General features: G+C 48.4%; 15 protein-coding genes and 1 other annotated feature. Of the genes, 4 read left to right on the top strand and 11 right to left on the bottom strand.

Annotated features, from left to right (window positions below; all coding sequences use genetic code 11):
* Window positions 1-12 precede the first annotated feature (12 nt).
* Complete coding sequence (locus N179_RS02065; protein ID WP_052017177.1) at window positions 13-1,203, bottom strand: helix-turn-helix domain-containing protein; 1,191 nt, start codon at window positions 1,201-1,203, stop codon at window positions 13-15.
* A 120-nt stretch (window positions 1,204-1,323) separates the two neighbouring features.
* Here N179_RS02065 and N179_RS02060 point away from each other — a divergent pair, with 120 nt between their 5' ends.
* A complete protein-coding gene (locus N179_RS02060; RefSeq protein ID WP_058265185.1) occupies window positions 1,324-2,592 on the top strand; it encodes an MFS transporter in 1,269 nt (422 codons plus the stop codon).
* Window positions 2,593-2,611: 19 nt separating this feature from the next.
* Here N179_RS02060 and N179_RS02055 read toward each other — a convergent pair whose 3' ends face one another.
* Entirely contained in the window at window positions 2,612-3,622 is a 1,011-nt protein-coding gene (locus N179_RS02055) for an LLM class flavin-dependent oxidoreductase (protein ID WP_035398148.1), read from the bottom strand.
* A 163-nt stretch (window positions 3,623-3,785) separates the two neighbouring features.
* Here N179_RS02055 and N179_RS02050 point away from each other — a divergent pair, with 163 nt between their 5' ends.
* From N179_RS02050 to N179_RS02040, 3 genes are all read left to right on the top strand, one after another.
* A complete protein-coding gene (locus tag N179_RS02050; protein WP_023467736.1) occupies window positions 3,786-4,271 on the top strand; it encodes a pyridoxamine 5'-phosphate oxidase family protein in 486 nt (161 codons plus the stop codon).
* A 117-nt stretch (window positions 4,272-4,388) separates the two neighbouring features.
* The gene (locus N179_RS02045) at window positions 4,389-5,357 is read left to right on the top strand and encodes a cation diffusion facilitator family transporter (protein ID WP_035398151.1); all 969 of its coding nucleotides are present in this window, start codon (window positions 4,389-4,391) and stop codon (window positions 5,355-5,357) included.
* On the top strand, window positions 5,354-5,650 hold the full coding sequence (locus N179_RS02040; RefSeq protein WP_035398153.1) for an MGMT family protein: 297 nt from the start codon (window positions 5,354-5,356) through the stop codon (window positions 5,648-5,650). The genes N179_RS02045 and N179_RS02040 overlap by 4 nt, the downstream gene beginning before the upstream one ends.
* A gap of 63 nt (window positions 5,651-5,713) precedes the next feature.
* Here the strand turns inward: N179_RS02040 and N179_RS02035 are convergent, their stop codons facing one another.
* From N179_RS02035 to N179_RS01995, 9 genes are all read right to left on the bottom strand, one after another.
* The gene (locus N179_RS02035) at window positions 5,714-6,235 is read right to left on the bottom strand and encodes a pyrophosphohydrolase domain-containing protein (protein ID WP_075642067.1); all 522 of its coding nucleotides are present in this window, start codon (window positions 6,233-6,235) and stop codon (window positions 5,714-5,716) included.
* A 61-nt stretch (window positions 6,236-6,296) separates the two neighbouring features.
* Window positions 6,297-7,946 carry an aromatic amino acid hydroxylase gene (locus tag N179_RS02030; protein WP_075642066.1) on the bottom strand — a complete coding sequence of 550 codons (1,650 nt, stop codon included), beginning with the start codon at window positions 7,944-7,946 and terminating at the stop codon, window positions 6,297-6,299.
* 60 nt (window positions 7,947-8,006) lie between these two features.
* Window positions 8,007-8,211 (bottom strand) — a binding site (T-box leader).
* Between the two features lie 70 nt (window positions 8,212-8,281).
* The gene (locus tag N179_RS02025; RefSeq protein WP_075642065.1) at window positions 8,282-9,427 is read right to left on the bottom strand and encodes an FUSC family protein; all 1,146 of its coding nucleotides are present in this window, start codon (window positions 9,425-9,427) and stop codon (window positions 8,282-8,284) included.
* A gap of 105 nt (window positions 9,428-9,532) precedes the next feature.
* Window positions 9,533-11,467, bottom strand: a complete 1,935-nt coding sequence (locus N179_RS02020) for a PTS fructose transporter subunit IIABC (protein WP_023467730.1) — start codon at window positions 11,465-11,467, stop codon at window positions 9,533-9,535.
* 17 nt (window positions 11,468-11,484) lie between these two features.
* Window positions 11,485-12,405 carry a 1-phosphofructokinase gene (gene pfkB, locus N179_RS02015; RefSeq protein WP_023467729.1) on the bottom strand — a complete coding sequence of 307 codons (921 nt, stop codon included), beginning with the start codon at window positions 12,403-12,405 and terminating at the stop codon, window positions 11,485-11,487.
* Window positions 12,402-13,148, bottom strand: coding sequence for a DeoR/GlpR family DNA-binding transcription regulator (locus N179_RS02010; RefSeq protein ID WP_023467728.1), 747 nt, complete (start codon window positions 13,146-13,148; stop codon window positions 12,402-12,404). Before N179_RS02010 ends, pfkB begins: the two co-directional genes overlap by 4 nt.
* Window positions 13,149-13,435: 287 nt before the next feature.
* Window positions 13,436-14,260 (bottom strand): fumarylacetoacetate hydrolase family protein, encoded by an 825-nt coding sequence (locus N179_RS02005; RefSeq protein WP_055967146.1) that lies wholly within the window; start codon window positions 14,258-14,260, stop codon window positions 13,436-13,438.
* 241 nt (window positions 14,261-14,501) lie between these two features.
* Entirely contained in the window at window positions 14,502-14,954 is a 453-nt protein-coding gene (locus N179_RS02000) for a hypothetical protein (RefSeq protein ID WP_075642064.1), read from the bottom strand.
* Between the two features lie 201 nt (window positions 14,955-15,155).
* A complete protein-coding gene (locus tag N179_RS01995; RefSeq protein WP_075642063.1) occupies window positions 15,156-16,598 on the bottom strand; it encodes a SulP family inorganic anion transporter in 1,443 nt (480 codons plus the stop codon).

The following is a 16,598-nucleotide window of genomic DNA, read 5'->3' as shown; positions in this document are numbered from 1 at the left end:
CCTGTTTTTTTGTCATTGAACCTTAACCAATGCTTGTATCTCTCGCTCAAGATCGCCTTTGAGTCGTTCGCTTTGAAGATCATCCTTCAATCGAATGACATCCTCCAGCCGTTCCTGACCAATCCCTCGTTGCATCGCTAGTACGAGCGTCTGTAGCATCATCGCTTGGTCGAATCCACTCGCGGCAAGCCACGCATCTTGCATCTCCCATATCTTATCGACGCTCTGCTGCAGCGTCTGATTCGGTAATTCGATGCCGTTGACAAGGAGATGGACTTCGAGTTGTCCGATGTAATGCTTCGCGTCATCGATCGCCACAGTGACGAGTTTTTCCCACGCCATTTGCATGCCGTCCGTATCGTTTTCAAAAATCGCGATGAGTCCTTTCGTTAAATCGACTTCGATTCGTCCGACGGCAGTCGTTTCACTAAATGCAAAAAACTGCTCCAGTCGATCAAACTCTTGCCGTGATTGTTCGATTTCCCCTTCTAGATATAAAAACAATCCGAGGAAACGTTGAAACGAAATGACATGATAATAGACATCTTGCTCCCGCATATACTGAACCCCTTCACGCAATAAGGCGATCGCTTCTGTGTAGTGATCATCGAACAAACTTGCTCGGAGCGCACGCAGGATTTGAAGCTTTAAATAGGTTTTCGGTGCAAGTGGAATCTCACGTGGTATATCCATTGCTTCGATCAGCTCATACGCTTCCTTCGTCCGTTTGAGATTGAATAAAAAGTAAACTTTTGCGATTTGGGCAAGTAATTGTTCATCTTGACGACCAAGCTGTTGAAAAACTCGCTCTGCCTTCTCGAAATATGTCAAACCAAGCTCAGGGTCAGACGTTCGGAGGGCATCCCCATATTCCTGAAAGACCTGTCCTTGCCAGTAAGAGTTTGTCTCTGGCACTAAATACGGATGCAGAATTTCTCGAACTTTTTCGTCCGAATGATATGAGGTATCTCGTGAACGGATTGTTTCAAGGAGTTCCCGCATCCGAACATCCCGCGGATCGAGCATCAATTCCTCGACCGTAACTTGTAATCGCCTAGCAATCGCCTGTAGTGCGGGCACTGACGGTGTCGCTTTCCCGTTCTCGACCATACTGAGCATCGACTTCGTGATGATGCCGGTCGCAACGTCCGTTTGCGTCATTTTTTTCTGTTTTCGGATCTGTTTGATACGTTCCCCTAACACACTTGTCACTCCTTTTATCATAAAAGTTAAATTTTATTGAACTTTATCTTTACATTTTTCTTCCACTCCTTTATTCTACACTAAAGTTCAATAAAATTTAACTCTGAAGGAGTGAACAGGATGTCATTTAATTTAAAGCGTGTCTTATTCGGAAAGTTTTGTTCATTATTTGCGGCAAGTCTCTTTACGTTCGTCGCTGGACTGACCGTCTTACGGGAAACATCGTCTGGTTTTCAGTTTGCGCTCGTCCTGCTTGCAGGATCAGTGCCACGAATTTTACTCTCACCGGTTGCTGGTGTCCTCGCTGATCGTTGGAACCGGAAACGAATCATCGTCATGACCGAAAGCTTAAGTGCACTCGTCTTGTTCGGACTTCTGCTCTATTCGCTACAAGCCCCTCTACATACCGTTCATTACATCGTTGCTAGTGTCCTCTTGACGAGCCTGTCGACGTTCCTATCCGTCACCTTATCAAGCTCGTTACCGCGACTCGTAGAAGAAGATGAGTTACAACGCGGAAACGCGCTTTTCTCGACGATTCAATCGACCTCAACGATCACCGCTCCACTCGTTGCGGGATTGCTTATCGCCACTGTCTCCATCACGCAATTCTTGATCTTACCGTTCCTCTTGTTTGCTTCTGCTGCCTGGTGGAATAGCCGCCTCCGCTTTCTTGCAGTGGATACCTCTCCTCTGGCTACTACCGATACTCCGTCTTTCGTCTCGGAGTTTAAAGAGGGCTACCGTTATCTGTTCCGTCAACCGGTCTTGACGACACTCGTCCTGATGGCGATTGTCCTGAACTTCTTTTTTGTCGCTTTCGAAATCCTGTTACCAATCATTTTGCTCGATCGACTGCAATTCACACCATTTCGGTTTGGACTGGTCGAGTCCGCACTCGGTGCCGGTCTTCTTGTCGCTTCGTTGCTTCTTGCCTTACCTCGCTTTACGGTGAAACGTCCGTTACGCACGATATTCGAGTCGCTCTTTTTAATCGCCTCTTGTTATGCGCTTCCTGCACTTGCCCTACTCGGCTATGTTCCATCTGCTCTACTATTACCTTTTTTCATGATTCTATTGTTCATCGACGGCATGCTCGTCTTACGGATGAACATTCCACTGCAGCTCATCGTTCAAAAACAGACCGATCCGGCTTACCTCGGACGTGTCATCGGTGTGCTGGAATCCATTGCAATGGCGATGATGCCGATCGGTACCCTATTGTTTGGTTTACTCAGTGATCATGTATCTATCATCGTGCTACTTGGAGTCGGTACAGTCGGCTTATTCGGTGCAGCATCATTCGGATTCCTCCGACTTCGTAATGACATCTTATCCGAGAGCATTCCCGTAGCAGACGCAAAAAACACGTCCTCCCTCACTTCGTGAGAAAGGACGTGCGTATCGGTCAGACCGCCGCTTTGACGGCATCCATGATTAATTTCAATGATTGTTGTTTTGCTTCCTTGTCAGCGATCATCGAAGCGATCATTACTTCGTCTGTGCCGTAGGAATCAGCGAGCTCTTGCAATTGTTTTGCAACGGATTCCGGGTTACCAACGATCATCCGCTTCCGGTTTTCAGCGATCCGGAATTGGTCTTGGAACGTATACGGATACGCCGCTGCCTCTTCTGGAGTTGGCGTTCCTGTCGACGAGACCCCTTTTTCAAGTAGGAGTAGTGACAGATCCAGGCTTGAAGCTAACCGTTCTGCTTCTTCCGTCGTTTCAGCACACGTCACGAAGATCGAGACGAGCGTTTGTGGTGTCTCATTGAACGACGTCGCCATGAAGTTATGACGGTAGTAGTCCATCACTTCTTGTCCACCTTGTCCATTGATGAAGTGGGCAAAGGCAAATCCGAATCCGCGTTGCGCAGCGTTCAAGGCACTACCCCCACTTGATCCAAGCAACCAACCTTCTGGTGTCGTATCGACTTCTGGTGTTGCGACGAGTCCCGCGAACCGGTGTCCGGCAGGTGCTCCGTCTTTCAAGTAATCGACGAGATCATCGAGTTGTTCGCCGTAATCGGCTCCACCAAAACGTGGCGACGATCCTTCTTGCAACGCACGTGTCGCAAGCGGCATACCGCCTGGTGCCCGACCGAGTCCAAGGTCGATCCGGTTCGGTGCAAGCCCTTCAAGGACACGGAAGTTCTCCGCGACTTTATAAGCACTGTAATGCGGCAGCATGACACCGCCTGAACCGAGGCGAATCTGTTTCGTCACTGCCGCCATGTAAGCGATCAAGACTTCCGGGCTTGAACCAGCCAATGTTTTAGCGAAGTGGTGTTCGGATACCCACAGGCGATGGTAGCCGAGTTCGTCCGCGATTTTCGCGAGCTCGACCGTTTCGTGTAAGGCATCAGATGGCGATTGTCCTTTAGAGACCGGGGATTGGTCTAAAATACTAAGTTTCATGTATGTCTCTCCTTTTTCTTTCGAATGCGTACCTACACTGTACGCCTCCTCGTTGTACGGTGCAACGAAACTGCTTCTTTCTATCATGGGGACGTTTTCATTTTGAAATTCAGGGAACAATGCCTAAGTGAGCATAAAAATCTAACGAATGAGGTGGAGTTACATGTCAACCCATACTACGAATCAAGAAGCAGTCGAAACGGTCAAGAAACTGATTGATAAAATCGAAACAGCGATGCTGACGACGATTTCAGCAGAAGGACTCGTATCGCGTCCGATGCAGACACAGGATATCGAATTTGATGGCGACCTCTGGTTCCTCACTTCAAAAGAAACAGACAAGTACCAAGAACTACTTAAGAATCCGAGCGTTAACGTCGCGTACGTCGACAAATCATACGTCTCGATTCGTGGGACAGCAGAACTCGTCGAAGACATCGAACGAAAAAAAGAGCTCTGGAGTCCACGCTACGAAGCATACCTTGGAACGACATACGAAGATCCGAAAGTCGTCTTGATCAAGGTCAACACGGAAGCTGCTGAATACTGGGAAACGGGAAACACGACGAAGTCCGTCAAACAAGTCTTGAAGAAAGTCGTCGGCAAAGACGATGAGAACGAAATCAATAAAACAGTCGACTTGTCTTGACGAGTTAAACCCGCGCAGCTTGCGTGGGTTTTTTCGTGTGAAGATAGTCGTTTTTCTCAAAATGATGTAACATAATAAAATGAACTAATATGTAACTTAACTAAAAGGAGTACAATCATGGGAGAATTTTTTACGTTATTACGCCGGGGAAACCGGTCGGCGCTGACGGCAGGCATCGTTAACTCCGTCATCGCCATCATCAAGGCAATTGCCTACGTCCTGACGGGAAATGTCGCAATGTTCGCGGAGATGATGCATACGCTCGGGGACGCTGCTAACCAATTTTTTGTCTTCATCGGTTCTGCCCTCAGTAAAAAGGCACCGACGAAACGTTTCCCGAACGGCTTCGGTCGTCTCGTCAATCTCGTCTTGCTCGGTGCCATCCTCTTCGTCGGTATCATGGCGTACGAGACGATTCATGAAGGGATCGCCCACATCATCGAACCGACAGAATCAACTGGCTTTTGGATTACGTTGTCTGTCTTGTTCGTCGGTGTCGTCTTAGAGAGTGGCGTATTTGTTAAAGCGATGCAAGAGATCGCGCACGATGCGAAGTTAGACTCGAAAGGACCACGCTTGATTCTTGACAGCTTCCGCTCACTCAAACAAGCGAAACCAGCCACACGCCTTGTGTTCCTAGAAGATTTGGTCGCAACGGCTGGTGGCGTCGTCGCGATGCTCGCCGTCATCATCTCGCATGTGACACCGTTCCATCAGGCAGAAGGAATTGCTTCGATCCTCATCGGACTGATGATGTTTTACGTCGTCGGGAATGTCTTCCTGCAAAACGCAGCTGGTGCACTGGGTGAAGCCGATGAGACGATGGCAGCACGTCTCGGCGGACTAATCATGAAGGACCCTGACGTCAAGGACATTAGTAAACTAGAAGTCATTAAGGAAGGCGATCATTTCCACGTCGAAGTCGAGATTGAAGTCGACCCGACGTTGACGATCGCACAAGCGGACGATATCAAGGACCGTCTCGAACTCCAGATTCGCCTGCAACAAGGCATCATCGATGTGACAATCGGCTTTGATGAAGACGATAAGATTCAACAGTATGTCGTTGCTACGGACGAAACATGACACCATTCACGCAAGATGTCCTGACTATCATTCGTTCGATCCCTGCTGGTCGGGTCATGACGTACGGGCAAGTCGCTCGACTCGCCGGCCATCCGCGTAGCGCCCGACAAGTAGCGCGGATTCTTCACAGTATGAGTAAGACGGAACGTCTACCGTGGCACCGCGTGCTCGCTGCTGGCGGAAAACTATCGCTTGAAGGCGATGAACAGCGACTGGCACTTGAAGCAGAAGGGGTCGAGTTCCTGACCGTCCGTCAACTCGATTTATCGCGTTATCAAGTCAAAAGTGAATAAATACAACAAGAGAGGGATGACCGGTTCGCAGACCAGTCATCCCTCTCTTTTTATCGTCATGAATCACGCTTTCGACGTACTCGAAGCTACAGCGATTTGCCGACGCACTTCTGCTTCTAATTGTGGTTCCGGTGGTTGCCAGCCTTCCGGTTTCATGACCTTTTGGTCCGATTCCCGGAAGATTGGTTTTCCGTCCGGTCCAAGCTTCGCCATGTTCGCACGCTGGACGATCTCGAACAATGGAGCCGGATCAAGCCCGATCTCAACGAAGCTTCCCATGATGAAGTAGAGGGCGTCCGTCAAGGCATCCCCTTGTCCGACGAGCCGTTCGACATCTGTTTCGGGTTGTTTCATCTGAAGCGATTTTTCGACCGCTGTATCAAGTCCTGAATTGAAACGTTCGATCGCTTCGAGAAATTCTGCTTCACTCGTCGCCGATTGATGCAGGAACTCAACGACCGCTTCTTCTGCCGTCCAGGTCGAGCGTTTGATTCCACGATTGACCGTCATAGGTGTTGGCGTCGTTGCGCCAGGGTGTGAAAACACACGGTGGAATTCCTTTACGTCTTGATAATAATTTGTCATAACCGATCATCCCCTTTTACCGAATGTCTCCATTCTAACAGGTTCAGAACCGGAGTTCGACTCATTGATGAACGACGTCGAGTAAGGCCATCCCACGCGTGATCAATTCATCTCGCTGCTCAGATGTCGCTTTTAAGCGCTCGAGATCTGCAATCAGACGTGGTTGATCGACTTCATCCGCTAACTCGAGTAATTCAAGACGGAGTAACCAAGCGTCCGGTAACTGGACGAGTGTCTGATCGATCAGTTGCGGTAACTGTTCTCGTCCGGCACGACCTTCGCGAATCTCGCGGACGACTTCGAAGATCGGATCAGCCGCTGTCAACGGACGTTCGATTCGTTCGAACTCGACCGTTTCCGGAATCGGCTTCAGTGCTTCAACTTCCGTTCCCGGGAATGCTGACGTGATGTCACCGACGATCAATTCCATCCGGTCCATCGTCATCATTTTCCCGTCGTTTGCAAGCGTCGCTGCTTCTAAGACGACGAGCGCCCGATTTCCATTGACGTTTTGAATCGCTGTGATGTCCCCTGTGACGCGAACATTTCCTTCCGCCCAGTCGAGACGTTCACCGACTTTGACTTGCATCAATACTTCGTTCAATTCCTTGCCGTGAAGGAGTGTAAAGCCTTCCGGATGATCTGCAAGTCCTTGACCTGTCAACACTTCGCCGTTCGCAGCAAGCGCTGTCGGACCTGTTAGTTTGACGAGATGAAGCGAATCGTGAATCTCTTGCGTTTCAGGAACACCGACGAGCGAGAGACCACTGTCGAAGACGAGCGTTGACAGGTTACCCGATTCGACCGCTTTTGTTAGTCCGTGGATGCCACCGCGGATGTAAGACATCGACTGTGCGAATTCTTCAAGTGCATCGCGGAGTTGTTCGAACGATTCACAAACGAAGAGTTCTTTTTGCATGCTCGTCACGTCATGTTTCGTTGCAAGTGCTTTTTCAAGTGAGAATGGATGTTTGACGACCGCGTCCGTTAAGCAGTGGCGACTTTCACCGACGGATGATAAAAGACCTGCCCCGTAGATTTGTGGGTTGTCGATATTACCAATCAGACCGAATTCAACCGTCCACCAGAACAGACGTGAGATTTCGTTCGCTTCCGAAATTCCTTTGACGTGTGTCCGTGTCTCCGCGAGTTCGACTTCAGCTTGCTCGATGTCGGCTGGCGTCGAGAACGGGCTCTCTTTGACAATCGTCAATTTCTTTAGTGCCTTGAACACGTCATGCTCGGCTTTATGATTAAAGGCATGTGCCCCGATCTCACCGAAGCGTCGAACGAATTCCGCGTAGACCGGATTCATCAAGATTGGCGCGTGCCCCGCTGCTTCATGCAAAATATCTGGCGCCGGTGTGTAGAGAATGTTATCGACCTTCCGAATGTCGGTCGCGATCGGCAAGAGTCCGTGCCCTTGGAAATCGAAGAAGGCGACGCCAGGAATGAGACCATCAACAGCGACTGTTCCCCAGCCTCCACGGCTTAGGTTCGCTGTCATTTCACGCACGTCCGGAATCCGTTCCGGGCTGATGCCCGATGCAGCAAGCCCTTCGAGGTATGCCGGATGTGCTGTATCTTGTAACGTATTTAAATTCAGTCGCATGACGTATCTCCAAACGGCATGATCCGTTGGCGTGTAGTCTTCGTAGTGCTGTGGTGCGACGTGTGGACGTAAATGACTTGGAATGATTGGTGTAGACATATGAGTTCCCCCTTGAATGAATGTGAGATAACAAAAAAGCCCCTGCCGAACATATTGTTCGACAGGGGCGACGAAAGCCGCGGTACCACCCTGATTACCCAGTCATCGACTGAGTCACTTATGATTGGGATAACGGTGTGCTCCGCTCGCTTACGCAAGAAGCTCAGAAACTGTAATTCAACACCATCTGTGTACACGTTCGCAGCGCCACGTGCTCTCTGAAACAGGGAGATGGTCTTTACTTCGGTTTCATCATCGCTTAATCTTTCGTTCTGTTATGCTGTTATACTGTTATGCTTTTAGCAAGTAAAGTATCGTTAAGGAGGACTATACGCTTACTTTTTACTTTCGTCAATGGCTTTTTTACGTTTAAATCGATTAAATGTTTTATCACGGACTGATTTTTGTTCGATCGTCAGTGATGTGATATGACGACGAAGCGCACCATTGAGCCGTTTTTCGAATGCTTCAAGCTCTTGGATCCACTCATTCATCGAAACGACGATCGGTAAGATTTCCATGATGACTTCTTCCTCGAGTTCATCGCGGTCAAGGAAAGAGTGCTTAACGAAGGCGATGTTCTCTTTGACGAGATCCTCCATTGCGAGTGGTTCTTCCGTCAACAAGAGATCATATGTCAGCAAGACCTTCTCTTGTCGCTGGGCGATATGCATCAAGTGATAAAACAATTCACTCCGAAGATCGTCCGCAATCGAGTCAAGGGCCTTCTCTCGCTCTTTGAAGCGCTCTGCCGTCGCGACACCACGTTCGAGGCACGATTGCATATGTTTGAGAATCAAGAGGTTCCGTAAGAGCGAGGCGTGCTTCTGACGCGTTCCTCGAATCTCTTCCTTGTGTAGGTTGAACAAGTTTTGTGTCTCAAGGAGCGAATTTGACATTTTATCGATTGCCGCCCGATATGGGGCGACCTTGCCTTCGAAGGCAATCGCTCGCGTGACGACGAGCAGCTTTTCGAAGAGTTTCGTCGCTTTTTGATAGTAGACATTGCCATAGCGCGGCGGGAAGATCAGCGCATTGATGCCAAGCGCACAGCCGATCCCGAGCATGACGAGCAAGTAACGGATCAGGACGACTTGCCAAAGTGGCTCGGTCGCTGTCGCCACACTTTCGAGAATGACGATGATCATCAAAACGACGTGTGGAATCGTCCGCCCGAAACCAAAGGCTAGCAAAATCGAGATTGCTGCCATGATGACGATTCCGATCGCGAGCGGATTGGCTGGATTATCCCCTAAAATCCAAAGTGCGAGTAACGTCAAAAAGGCACCAATCAAGTTGGCCTCTGCTTCCTCGAGAAATTGTTTCCATGTCTGATAGACCGAAGGCAGGAGTGTCGTCGCTGCCGAGATTGCAGGCAGGATCGGGCTGAGGTTGAACAGATTACTGATCAACAGCGCCAAGATGACCGCAAGACCTGTCTTGATGGTCCGTGGTCCGATTTGTAAGGATTGTCCACCCATGTCCATCCCTCCTTCTTATTCAGTATGCCCTCTATTCTTCACCGTTAGCCGTCAAAATTCAACAAAAAATCCCCTCCGCTTGAAAACGGAGAGGATTTAGATGAATTATGATGCTTTCGTACCTGTTCCTTCTGTCATTTCCGCTTTCGCGACCGATTGGTCAACAAGTGGTTTTTTGAGGAAGGATAGGATTGCCGCACCGACGAGTGAACCGATGAGGATCGCACCCGCGTAACCGACGATTGCCATGACCGTACCTGATGGACCATCAAGTAACGGGAAGACGAAGATACCGCCGTGTGGTGCTGGGAGCAAGACGCCGAAGACGATCGTCAATGCACCAGCGATAGCTGAACCGATGACGCTTGAAGGAATGACGCGGAGTGGATCGGCTGCTGCAAATGGAATCGCACCTTCTGTGACGAACGATGCACCCATTGCGTAAGCAGCGATACCTGCTTCACGTTCTTGCGGTGTGAATTTCTTACGTGCGAATAATGTTGATGAGAAAGCCACGATGAGTGGTGGAACCATCCCACCTGCCATGACGGCTGCCATGACTTCCGTGTTACCTGCTGTAAGAGCAGCTGTACCGAAAACATATGCTGTTTTGTTGATTGGACCACCCATGTCGATTGCCATCATACCTGCGACGAGCATACCGAGGAGGATTGCGTTCCCACCGCTGAGCCCGTTCAACGAATCCGTGAGCCATGTCATGAACTTCGCGATCGGCTCATTGATGACGAGCAACATGATCATCCCTGTGATGAATGAACCAAACAATGGATAGAGTAAGACTGGTTTGATTCCTTCAAGTGCTGCTGGGAGACCTTTGAGGACTTTAACGAGCAAGAGCACGACGTAACCAGCAAGGAAACCGGCAATCAATCCACCGAGGAAACCAGCATTACCGTTGCTTGCAAGGAAACCAGCAATCAGACCAGGAGCAAGACCTGGTTTATCAGCGATCGACATCGCGATGAATCCGGCGAGGATCGGAATCAAGAGACCGAATGCAGCTTTCCCGATCGACATTAACTGAGCAGCGAACTCGTTGTATGACGGATCATCCGGGTTCGCAGAGTTGATTCCCCAGAAGAAGCTGATCGCAATCAAGAGACCACCAGCGACGACGAGTGGCAACATTGCGGATACCCCACTCATTAAGTGTTTGTAGAATCCACCACGCGCTGGTTTTGAACTTTCGCTTGAACCGCTCGCTTTGTAGACAGGTGCGTCTTGTTTGACGGCACGGTTAATTAATTCTTGTGGTTTACGAATTCCTTGTGCGACCGGTACTTCAACGACGTGTTTCCCGTTGAAACGATCCATCTCAACCGCTTTATCCGCAGCGACGATGATCGCTGTCGCATCGTTGATGTCTTGTTGTGTCAAACCGTTCTTGACGCCTGTCGATCCGTTCGTCTCGACTTTGATGCGGACACCCATCTCTTCTGCTTTTTGGCGAAGGGCATCAGCCGCCATATACGTGTGTGCAATCCCTGTCGGACAAGCTGTGACAGCGAGGATATACGGTGCGTCTTGGTCAACGTTGTCGCTTGAGACGTCAACTGGACCTTCTTCTTCACGTTCCTTCGCTTCGATTGCTGCGATGACTTCGTCTTTCGTTTTAGCCGCAAGGATCGTATCGCGGAAGTTCATATCCATCAGATAAACCGATAGTTTCGAAAGTGTTTCAAGGTGCGCATTATCTGCGTTCTCACCCGCTGCGATCATGAAGAACAACCGACTTGGTTGACCATCGAGTGCTTCGTAGTCAACACCTGCCGAACGACCGAAAGCGATCGCTGGTGTTTTGACTGCTGCTGTTTTTGCGTGTGGAATGGCAATGCCTTCCCCTAAACCTGTCGTACTTTGCGCTTCCCGTGCGAGAATCGCTTCTTTATATGCCGAGCGATCGTTCAGTTTTCCTGCCCGATCGAGGACGTTGACGAGTTCATCGATGACAGCGGCTTTAGATGACGCTTGTAAATCGAGCTGAATCGTATCACGTGTCAAGAGATCAGTAATTTTCATGAGTAGTCACACTCCTTTTAGGATTGAATGAGTTCAACGACGTTGACGTCTTTGATGAGACGATCGATATCTTCCTTCGTACAAAGACCAAAGGAATAAGCAGACGCGCTACCAGTCGTCACCGCATAGCGGAACGCTTCTTCTGGTGATTTACCGAGCGCGTGGCTGGCGACGAATCCAGCGACGAGTGAATCTCCAGCACCGACGGAATTGACGAGCTTCCCTGCCGGTGTGTTTGCCGTATAGGCACCTTCACGATTGACAAGCAGTGCTCCGTCTCCTGCAAATGAGATGACGACGTTCTCGGCACCTCGCTCGACGAGCTGTTGGGCGTATGGAACGGCCATCTCCTTCGACGTAATCTCGACGTCGAAGATTTCACCGAGTTCATGGTGATTCGGCTTGATTAAAAATGGACCGAGCGGTAAGACTTCAAGCATCGCTTCCTTCGTCGTATCGACAGCGAAGCGGACGTTCCGTTCATTCAGGATCGTCGCGATATGACGATAGAGATCATGCGGCAGACTGCTTGGGATACTACCTGCGAAGACGACGATGTCACCGGCTTCCATCGTCTTGAATCGGGATAATAAATGCTCCAGCTCTTCCGGTTGAATCTTCGGTCCCGCTGCATTCAGCTCAGATTCTTGATCGGCGCGAATCTTTACGTTGATCCGCGTCTCATCTTGAATCGGTGTGAAGTCCGTCAACACGCCTCGTTTCTCAAGTTCCGTCCGGATGAATTGTCCGGTACTTCCTCCAAGGAATCCGAGTGCTTGTGTTTCCACCTCATAGTTTTTTAGGACGAGAGAGACGTTGATCCCTTTCCCTCCGGCCACTTTTTCCGCCTGTTCGACACGATTGACTTGTCCTGCCTCAAATACCGGTAACGTGACATAATAGTCGATGGATGGGTTGAGTGTCAGTGTATAAATCATTTCGCGTTCACCACCTCTGTGTATTGACTGTATTTCGCTTCTTGCTCACTGGATGTCGTCGTGATGATCGTCGCCGCTTGCAAGGACGCCACCCGACTGAAACTGATCGCATCCAGCTTCGTCTCATCGACGAGTACATACGATTGTTTTGCTAATTCGATCGCTGTCTTCTTTACGAGTGCCTCTTCCGGATCCGGTGTCGTGAAGCCTTGTGCCGGATGAACACCGTTCATCCCAAGGAACGCGACATCAAAATGGTAAATCAACATTCCTTCACGTGCGTTGTAACCGACGAGTGCCTGCGTTGAATGCTTGAGTTGCCCTCCGACGACGAACGTCGGGATACGGTGATAGAGTAACGTGTTCGCTAGAGGAAGACTGTTCGTTACGACCGTAATCGCCTTCTCTTCGAGATACGGAACGATGGCAAGCGTCGTCGTTCCGGCATCGAGATAGACATACATCCCGTCTTCAATCAGGTCGGCAGCCGCTCGCGCGATCCGCTCCTTCTCTTCGACGTGTTGGTCACTCTTCTCGAAATAACTCGGTTCTTCAATTTGCAAATGGTTCGCTGTTGCGCCCCCGTGCACCCGACGCAGATGACCTGCTGTCTCGAGTTGTGATAAATCCCGACGAATCGTGGATTCACTCGCACCGGTTTGTTCGACGATCTTTTGCATCTTGACGACTTCTTCTCGGGCTAAAAGCTCAAGGATGAGTTGATGGCGTTTTTTGGTTAACATAAGGTTTCCCTCCGCATCTTTAATATAAAGCGTTTACATCTAAAAATCAATCAAAAACGTTCAAAATTTATATAAATTCTTTATAAAACGTTCAAAATACGACTTTTTTCGACATGAAACCGTTCTTATAGTTTCATTATACATCAAAAACGGTCATTTTATGACTGTTTTGTTGGTTAGAATCAATCATTTTTTAAATTTTTGACGATTTTCACAAAATAAAAAACCACTTTCCAAAGTAATTCGGAAAGTGGTGAATGAAAATCGGTCATTTCAGTCATCTTCGTTCACTGGACTTCATTTTGCAAGCGACCGATTCCTTCAATCGATACTTCGACGACATCCCCTGTCTGAAGGTAGACCGGTGGTTTCATGCCGTGACCCACACCAGCCGGAGTGCCTGTCGCAATGATGTCCCCTGCTTCAAGCGTCATCCCGCGCGACACTTCAACTAAAATCGTTACGACATCACGCAACATCAAGGCCGTTGATCCCGATTGACGGAGTTCCCCGTTCACACGCGTCTCGACAAGGACGTCACGCGGATCAAAGCTGTCCGCTGAGACGATGACCGGTCCGAACGGACAGAACCCATCGAGTGATTTGCCACGGAAGAACTGGACGTGTTCTTTTTGTAAGTCCCGCGCTGTCACATCATTGACGATACTGTAGCCAAACACGTGATCAAGTGCATTCTCAGGTGTCAGATCACGCCCCGTCGTGCCGATAATGATAGCAAGCTCACCTTCATAATCCAGTTGCTGCGTCAAATTCGCATGCCGCTCAATCGGTTCGAACGGACCAACGATCGATGTCGGTGCTTTCGTGAACAAGACGAATTTCCCCGCTCCCGCCGTATCCATCTCCTTGATGTGATCGGCGTAGTTCTTGCCGACACAGATGACGTTTCGTGCTGGTACATAAGGTGCGAGCTGTCGTACATCCCCTTTAAGTAGTGGCGCGATATCTAAATCAAGGTCAACTTCGAACTCACGTGAAATCACTTCAAACAATGAATCCGTATAGACTTGTGCCGTCACATCATATGTAGAGCCATCCCGTTCAACCCCGATACCTACTTTTCCTTCTTGCTCAAATCGAAACCATTTCATCCTAAATGCCCCCTTTTGTTTCTAGTATAGCGAAACTGAAAGCACGTCGCACTTATCCTCTCCAGCACATGTTCAATCCTCAAATCGTTTTGCTATTATTTTTAGTGATAAAACATAATTCATACATGGTATTCAGTCATTCTTTGACTTTTAGTTCGTTTCAACAGTTGAAGATCATATAGATATCTTATAAATCATATCGGACGAGTAGTAGGTTTGAATGTTAAAACATCATACTCATTTATTCCTGTGATAAGAAGTTAAATTTTTCTATAGGAATATGATGAATATTTATAGGACACTTGTATTTTTCTAATACATTTTGGAGTAAAGGAAAAATGTCATCCAAATTATTTTTATGTTTGAAATTACTAATAACTTCAATATCCAAATTCCATCGACACTCTTCTTTATCCTCTAAAAAACCACCTGCCACGGTACATAATTCATCATACGTTTCTTGAGTAACTTCCTCAGGTGAAATAATGATTGCTTTTATAAAATTATCATATCCAAAGTCGTCTTCCGAGATTCCATCAATATTTTTTAAATAAGGAAAATCGTCAATAGTGCTAGGACGTTGATAGTCAATGAGTATTAGGCAATACATAGGTGGTGTTAAATAACCATCTCTCAAAAAATATGCTTCGACTGTCCTTAAATTGAGTATTCTATTCAAATGGTAATTTTTCATTTAGTGAACCTCGTTTACTTATTAAAGTGAGTTGAATTAAAGTTTTTAACGTTAGTTCATAATAACTTTCTTTTTTAATAGCTTACACCTTATCACATCATACAATTATTGGATACATAGTGCGTATATGACTCGTCGAGACAATAGAAAGAGGTGGCATTCCCAATGTACCTAGGAATGCCACCCCTTTTATAAAATTCGTTACGCAATCCGCTGAGCTAGTCGATCAACAAGAGCCTGCGACTCTTTGTTCAATCCAACGAGTTCAACTTTTTTGCCAAGTCGCTCGTATTTCAAGACGACGTTTTCGATCGCTTCGATAGCGGAATCATCAAACAAGTGACACGCTGAGAAATCGAGCGTGATGACAGACGATGGATCAGTTTCGAGCTGAAACTGTTCTGCAAATGCTGTCGTCGATGCGAAGAACAACGGTCCACGAATCGTATAACGGACTCGATCTGTTTGCTCCTTGCGCTCGACTTGAATACGAGAAATTTTTGACGCAAATAATAACGCAGCAAGCAAGATTCCGACAAGAACACCCATTGATAAATCGTTCGTCAATACGGTGACGAGAACGGTTGCGAGCATGACAGCAGAATCACTCTTCGGTGACGTCTTGAGCATCTTGAATGATCCCCAGTCAAACGTCGCATACGAGACGAAGAACATGACGCCGACGAGTGCTCCCATCGGAATCGTCATCAATAGATCATTCATCGTAAACATCAACAGCATTAAAAACACACCTGCTGTAAACGTCGACAAGCGACCACGCCCACCCGACGTGACATTGATGACCGATTGACCGATCATTGCACAGCCCGGCATGCCACCGAACATACCTGCGATGATGTTCGCAATTCCTTGTCCGCGTGATTCCATCGCTTTGTTCGACGTCGTATCCGTCATCTCATCGACGATTCGTGCTGTCAGCAACGATTCGATCAACCCAACGAATGCAAGTGACAAAGCATACGGGAAGATGATTTGGAGCGTCTCAAGCGAGAACGGAACATCCGGCAGGAAGAAGCTTGGTAACGCCGCTTCGATTTGCCCCATGTCCCCGATGACTCGTGTATCAAGTGAGAAGACGACCGTCAACACTGTCATGATCGTGATCGCAACGAGTGGTGCCGGGATCGCTTTCGTCACGCGTGGGAATAACAAGATGATGGCGAGTGATGCGGCGACCATTGCGTACATGATCCAGTTCTGTCCTTCGAACTGCGGCAGTTGTGCCGAGAAAATCAAAATCGCTAAAGCATTGACGAATCCGACCATGACGGATCGAGGAATGAACCGTAATAACTTAGCAATTCCTAAAAATCCGAACGCGATTTGTAGAATTCCGGCAAGGATACCGGCAGCTAGTAAATAATCGACACCATGGTCCTTGACGAGCTGGACGACGACGAGTGCCATCGCACCGGTCGCAGCTGAAATCATTCCGGGACGACCGCCGGCAATCGAGATGACGATCGCAATGATGACGGAAGCGTATAAACCGACCATCGGATTAACGCCAGCAATCAGCGAAAACGCGATTGCTTCCGGAACGAGTGCCAAGGCAACGACGATTCCGGACAGCAAATCCGCTTTTGGTTGCAGGAACCACTCTTTTTTCCATTGAGTAAACAT

It is taken from the genome of Exiguobacterium indicum HHS 31, from assembly GCF_001939065.1.
GTDB lineage: Bacteria > Bacillota > Bacilli > Exiguobacteriales > Exiguobacteriaceae > Exiguobacterium_A > Exiguobacterium_A indicum.
Note: the sequence above shows the minus strand (reverse complement) of the source record. Positions and strands in the feature narration are given on the sequence as shown.

Bases quoted from the DNA above. Each gene is read 5' to 3' on its own strand.
- N179_RS02060 (WP_058265185.1), top strand. From the start codon at position 1,324: ATGTCATTTAATTTAAAGCGTGTCTTATTCGGAAAGTTTTGTTCATTA.
- N179_RS02055 (WP_035398148.1), bottom strand. From the start codon at position 3,622: ATGAAACTTAGTATTTTAGACCAATCCCCGGTCTCTAAAGGACAATCG.
- N179_RS02050 (WP_023467736.1), top strand. From the start codon at position 3,786: ATGTCAACCCATACTACGAATCAAGAAGCAGTCGAAACGGTCAAGAAA.
- N179_RS02045 (WP_035398151.1), top strand. From the start codon at position 4,389: ATGGGAGAATTTTTTACGTTATTACGCCGGGGAAACCGGTCGGCGCTG.
- N179_RS02040 (WP_035398153.1), top strand. From the start codon at position 5,354: ATGACACCATTCACGCAAGATGTCCTGACTATCATTCGTTCGATCCCT.
- N179_RS02035 (WP_075642067.1), bottom strand. From the start codon at position 6,235: ATGACAAATTATTATCAAGACGTAAAGGAATTCCACCGTGTGTTTTCA.
- N179_RS02030 (WP_075642066.1), bottom strand. From the start codon at position 7,946: ATGTCTACACCAATCATTCCAAGTCATTTACGTCCACACGTCGCACCA.
- N179_RS02025 (WP_075642065.1), bottom strand. From the start codon at position 9,427: ATGGGTGGACAATCCTTACAAATCGGACCACGGACCATCAAGACAGGT.
- N179_RS02020 (WP_023467730.1), bottom strand. From the start codon at position 11,467: ATGAAAATTACTGATCTCTTGACACGTGATACGATTCAGCTCGATTTA.
- pfkB (WP_023467729.1), bottom strand. From the start codon at position 12,405: ATGATTTATACACTGACACTCAACCCATCCATCGACTATTATGTCACG.
- N179_RS02010 (WP_023467728.1), bottom strand. From the start codon at position 13,148: ATGTTAACCAAAAAACGCCATCAACTCATCCTTGAGCTTTTAGCCCGA.
- N179_RS02005 (WP_055967146.1), bottom strand. From the start codon at position 14,260: ATGAAATGGTTTCGATTTGAGCAAGAAGGAAAAGTAGGTATCGGGGTT.
- N179_RS02000 (WP_075642064.1), bottom strand. From the start codon at position 14,954: ATGAAAAATTACCATTTGAATAGAATACTCAATTTAAGGACAGTCGAA.
- N179_RS01995 (WP_075642063.1), bottom strand. From the start codon at position 16,598: ATGTTTACTCAATGGAAAAAAGAGTGGTTCCTGCAACCAAAAGCGGAT.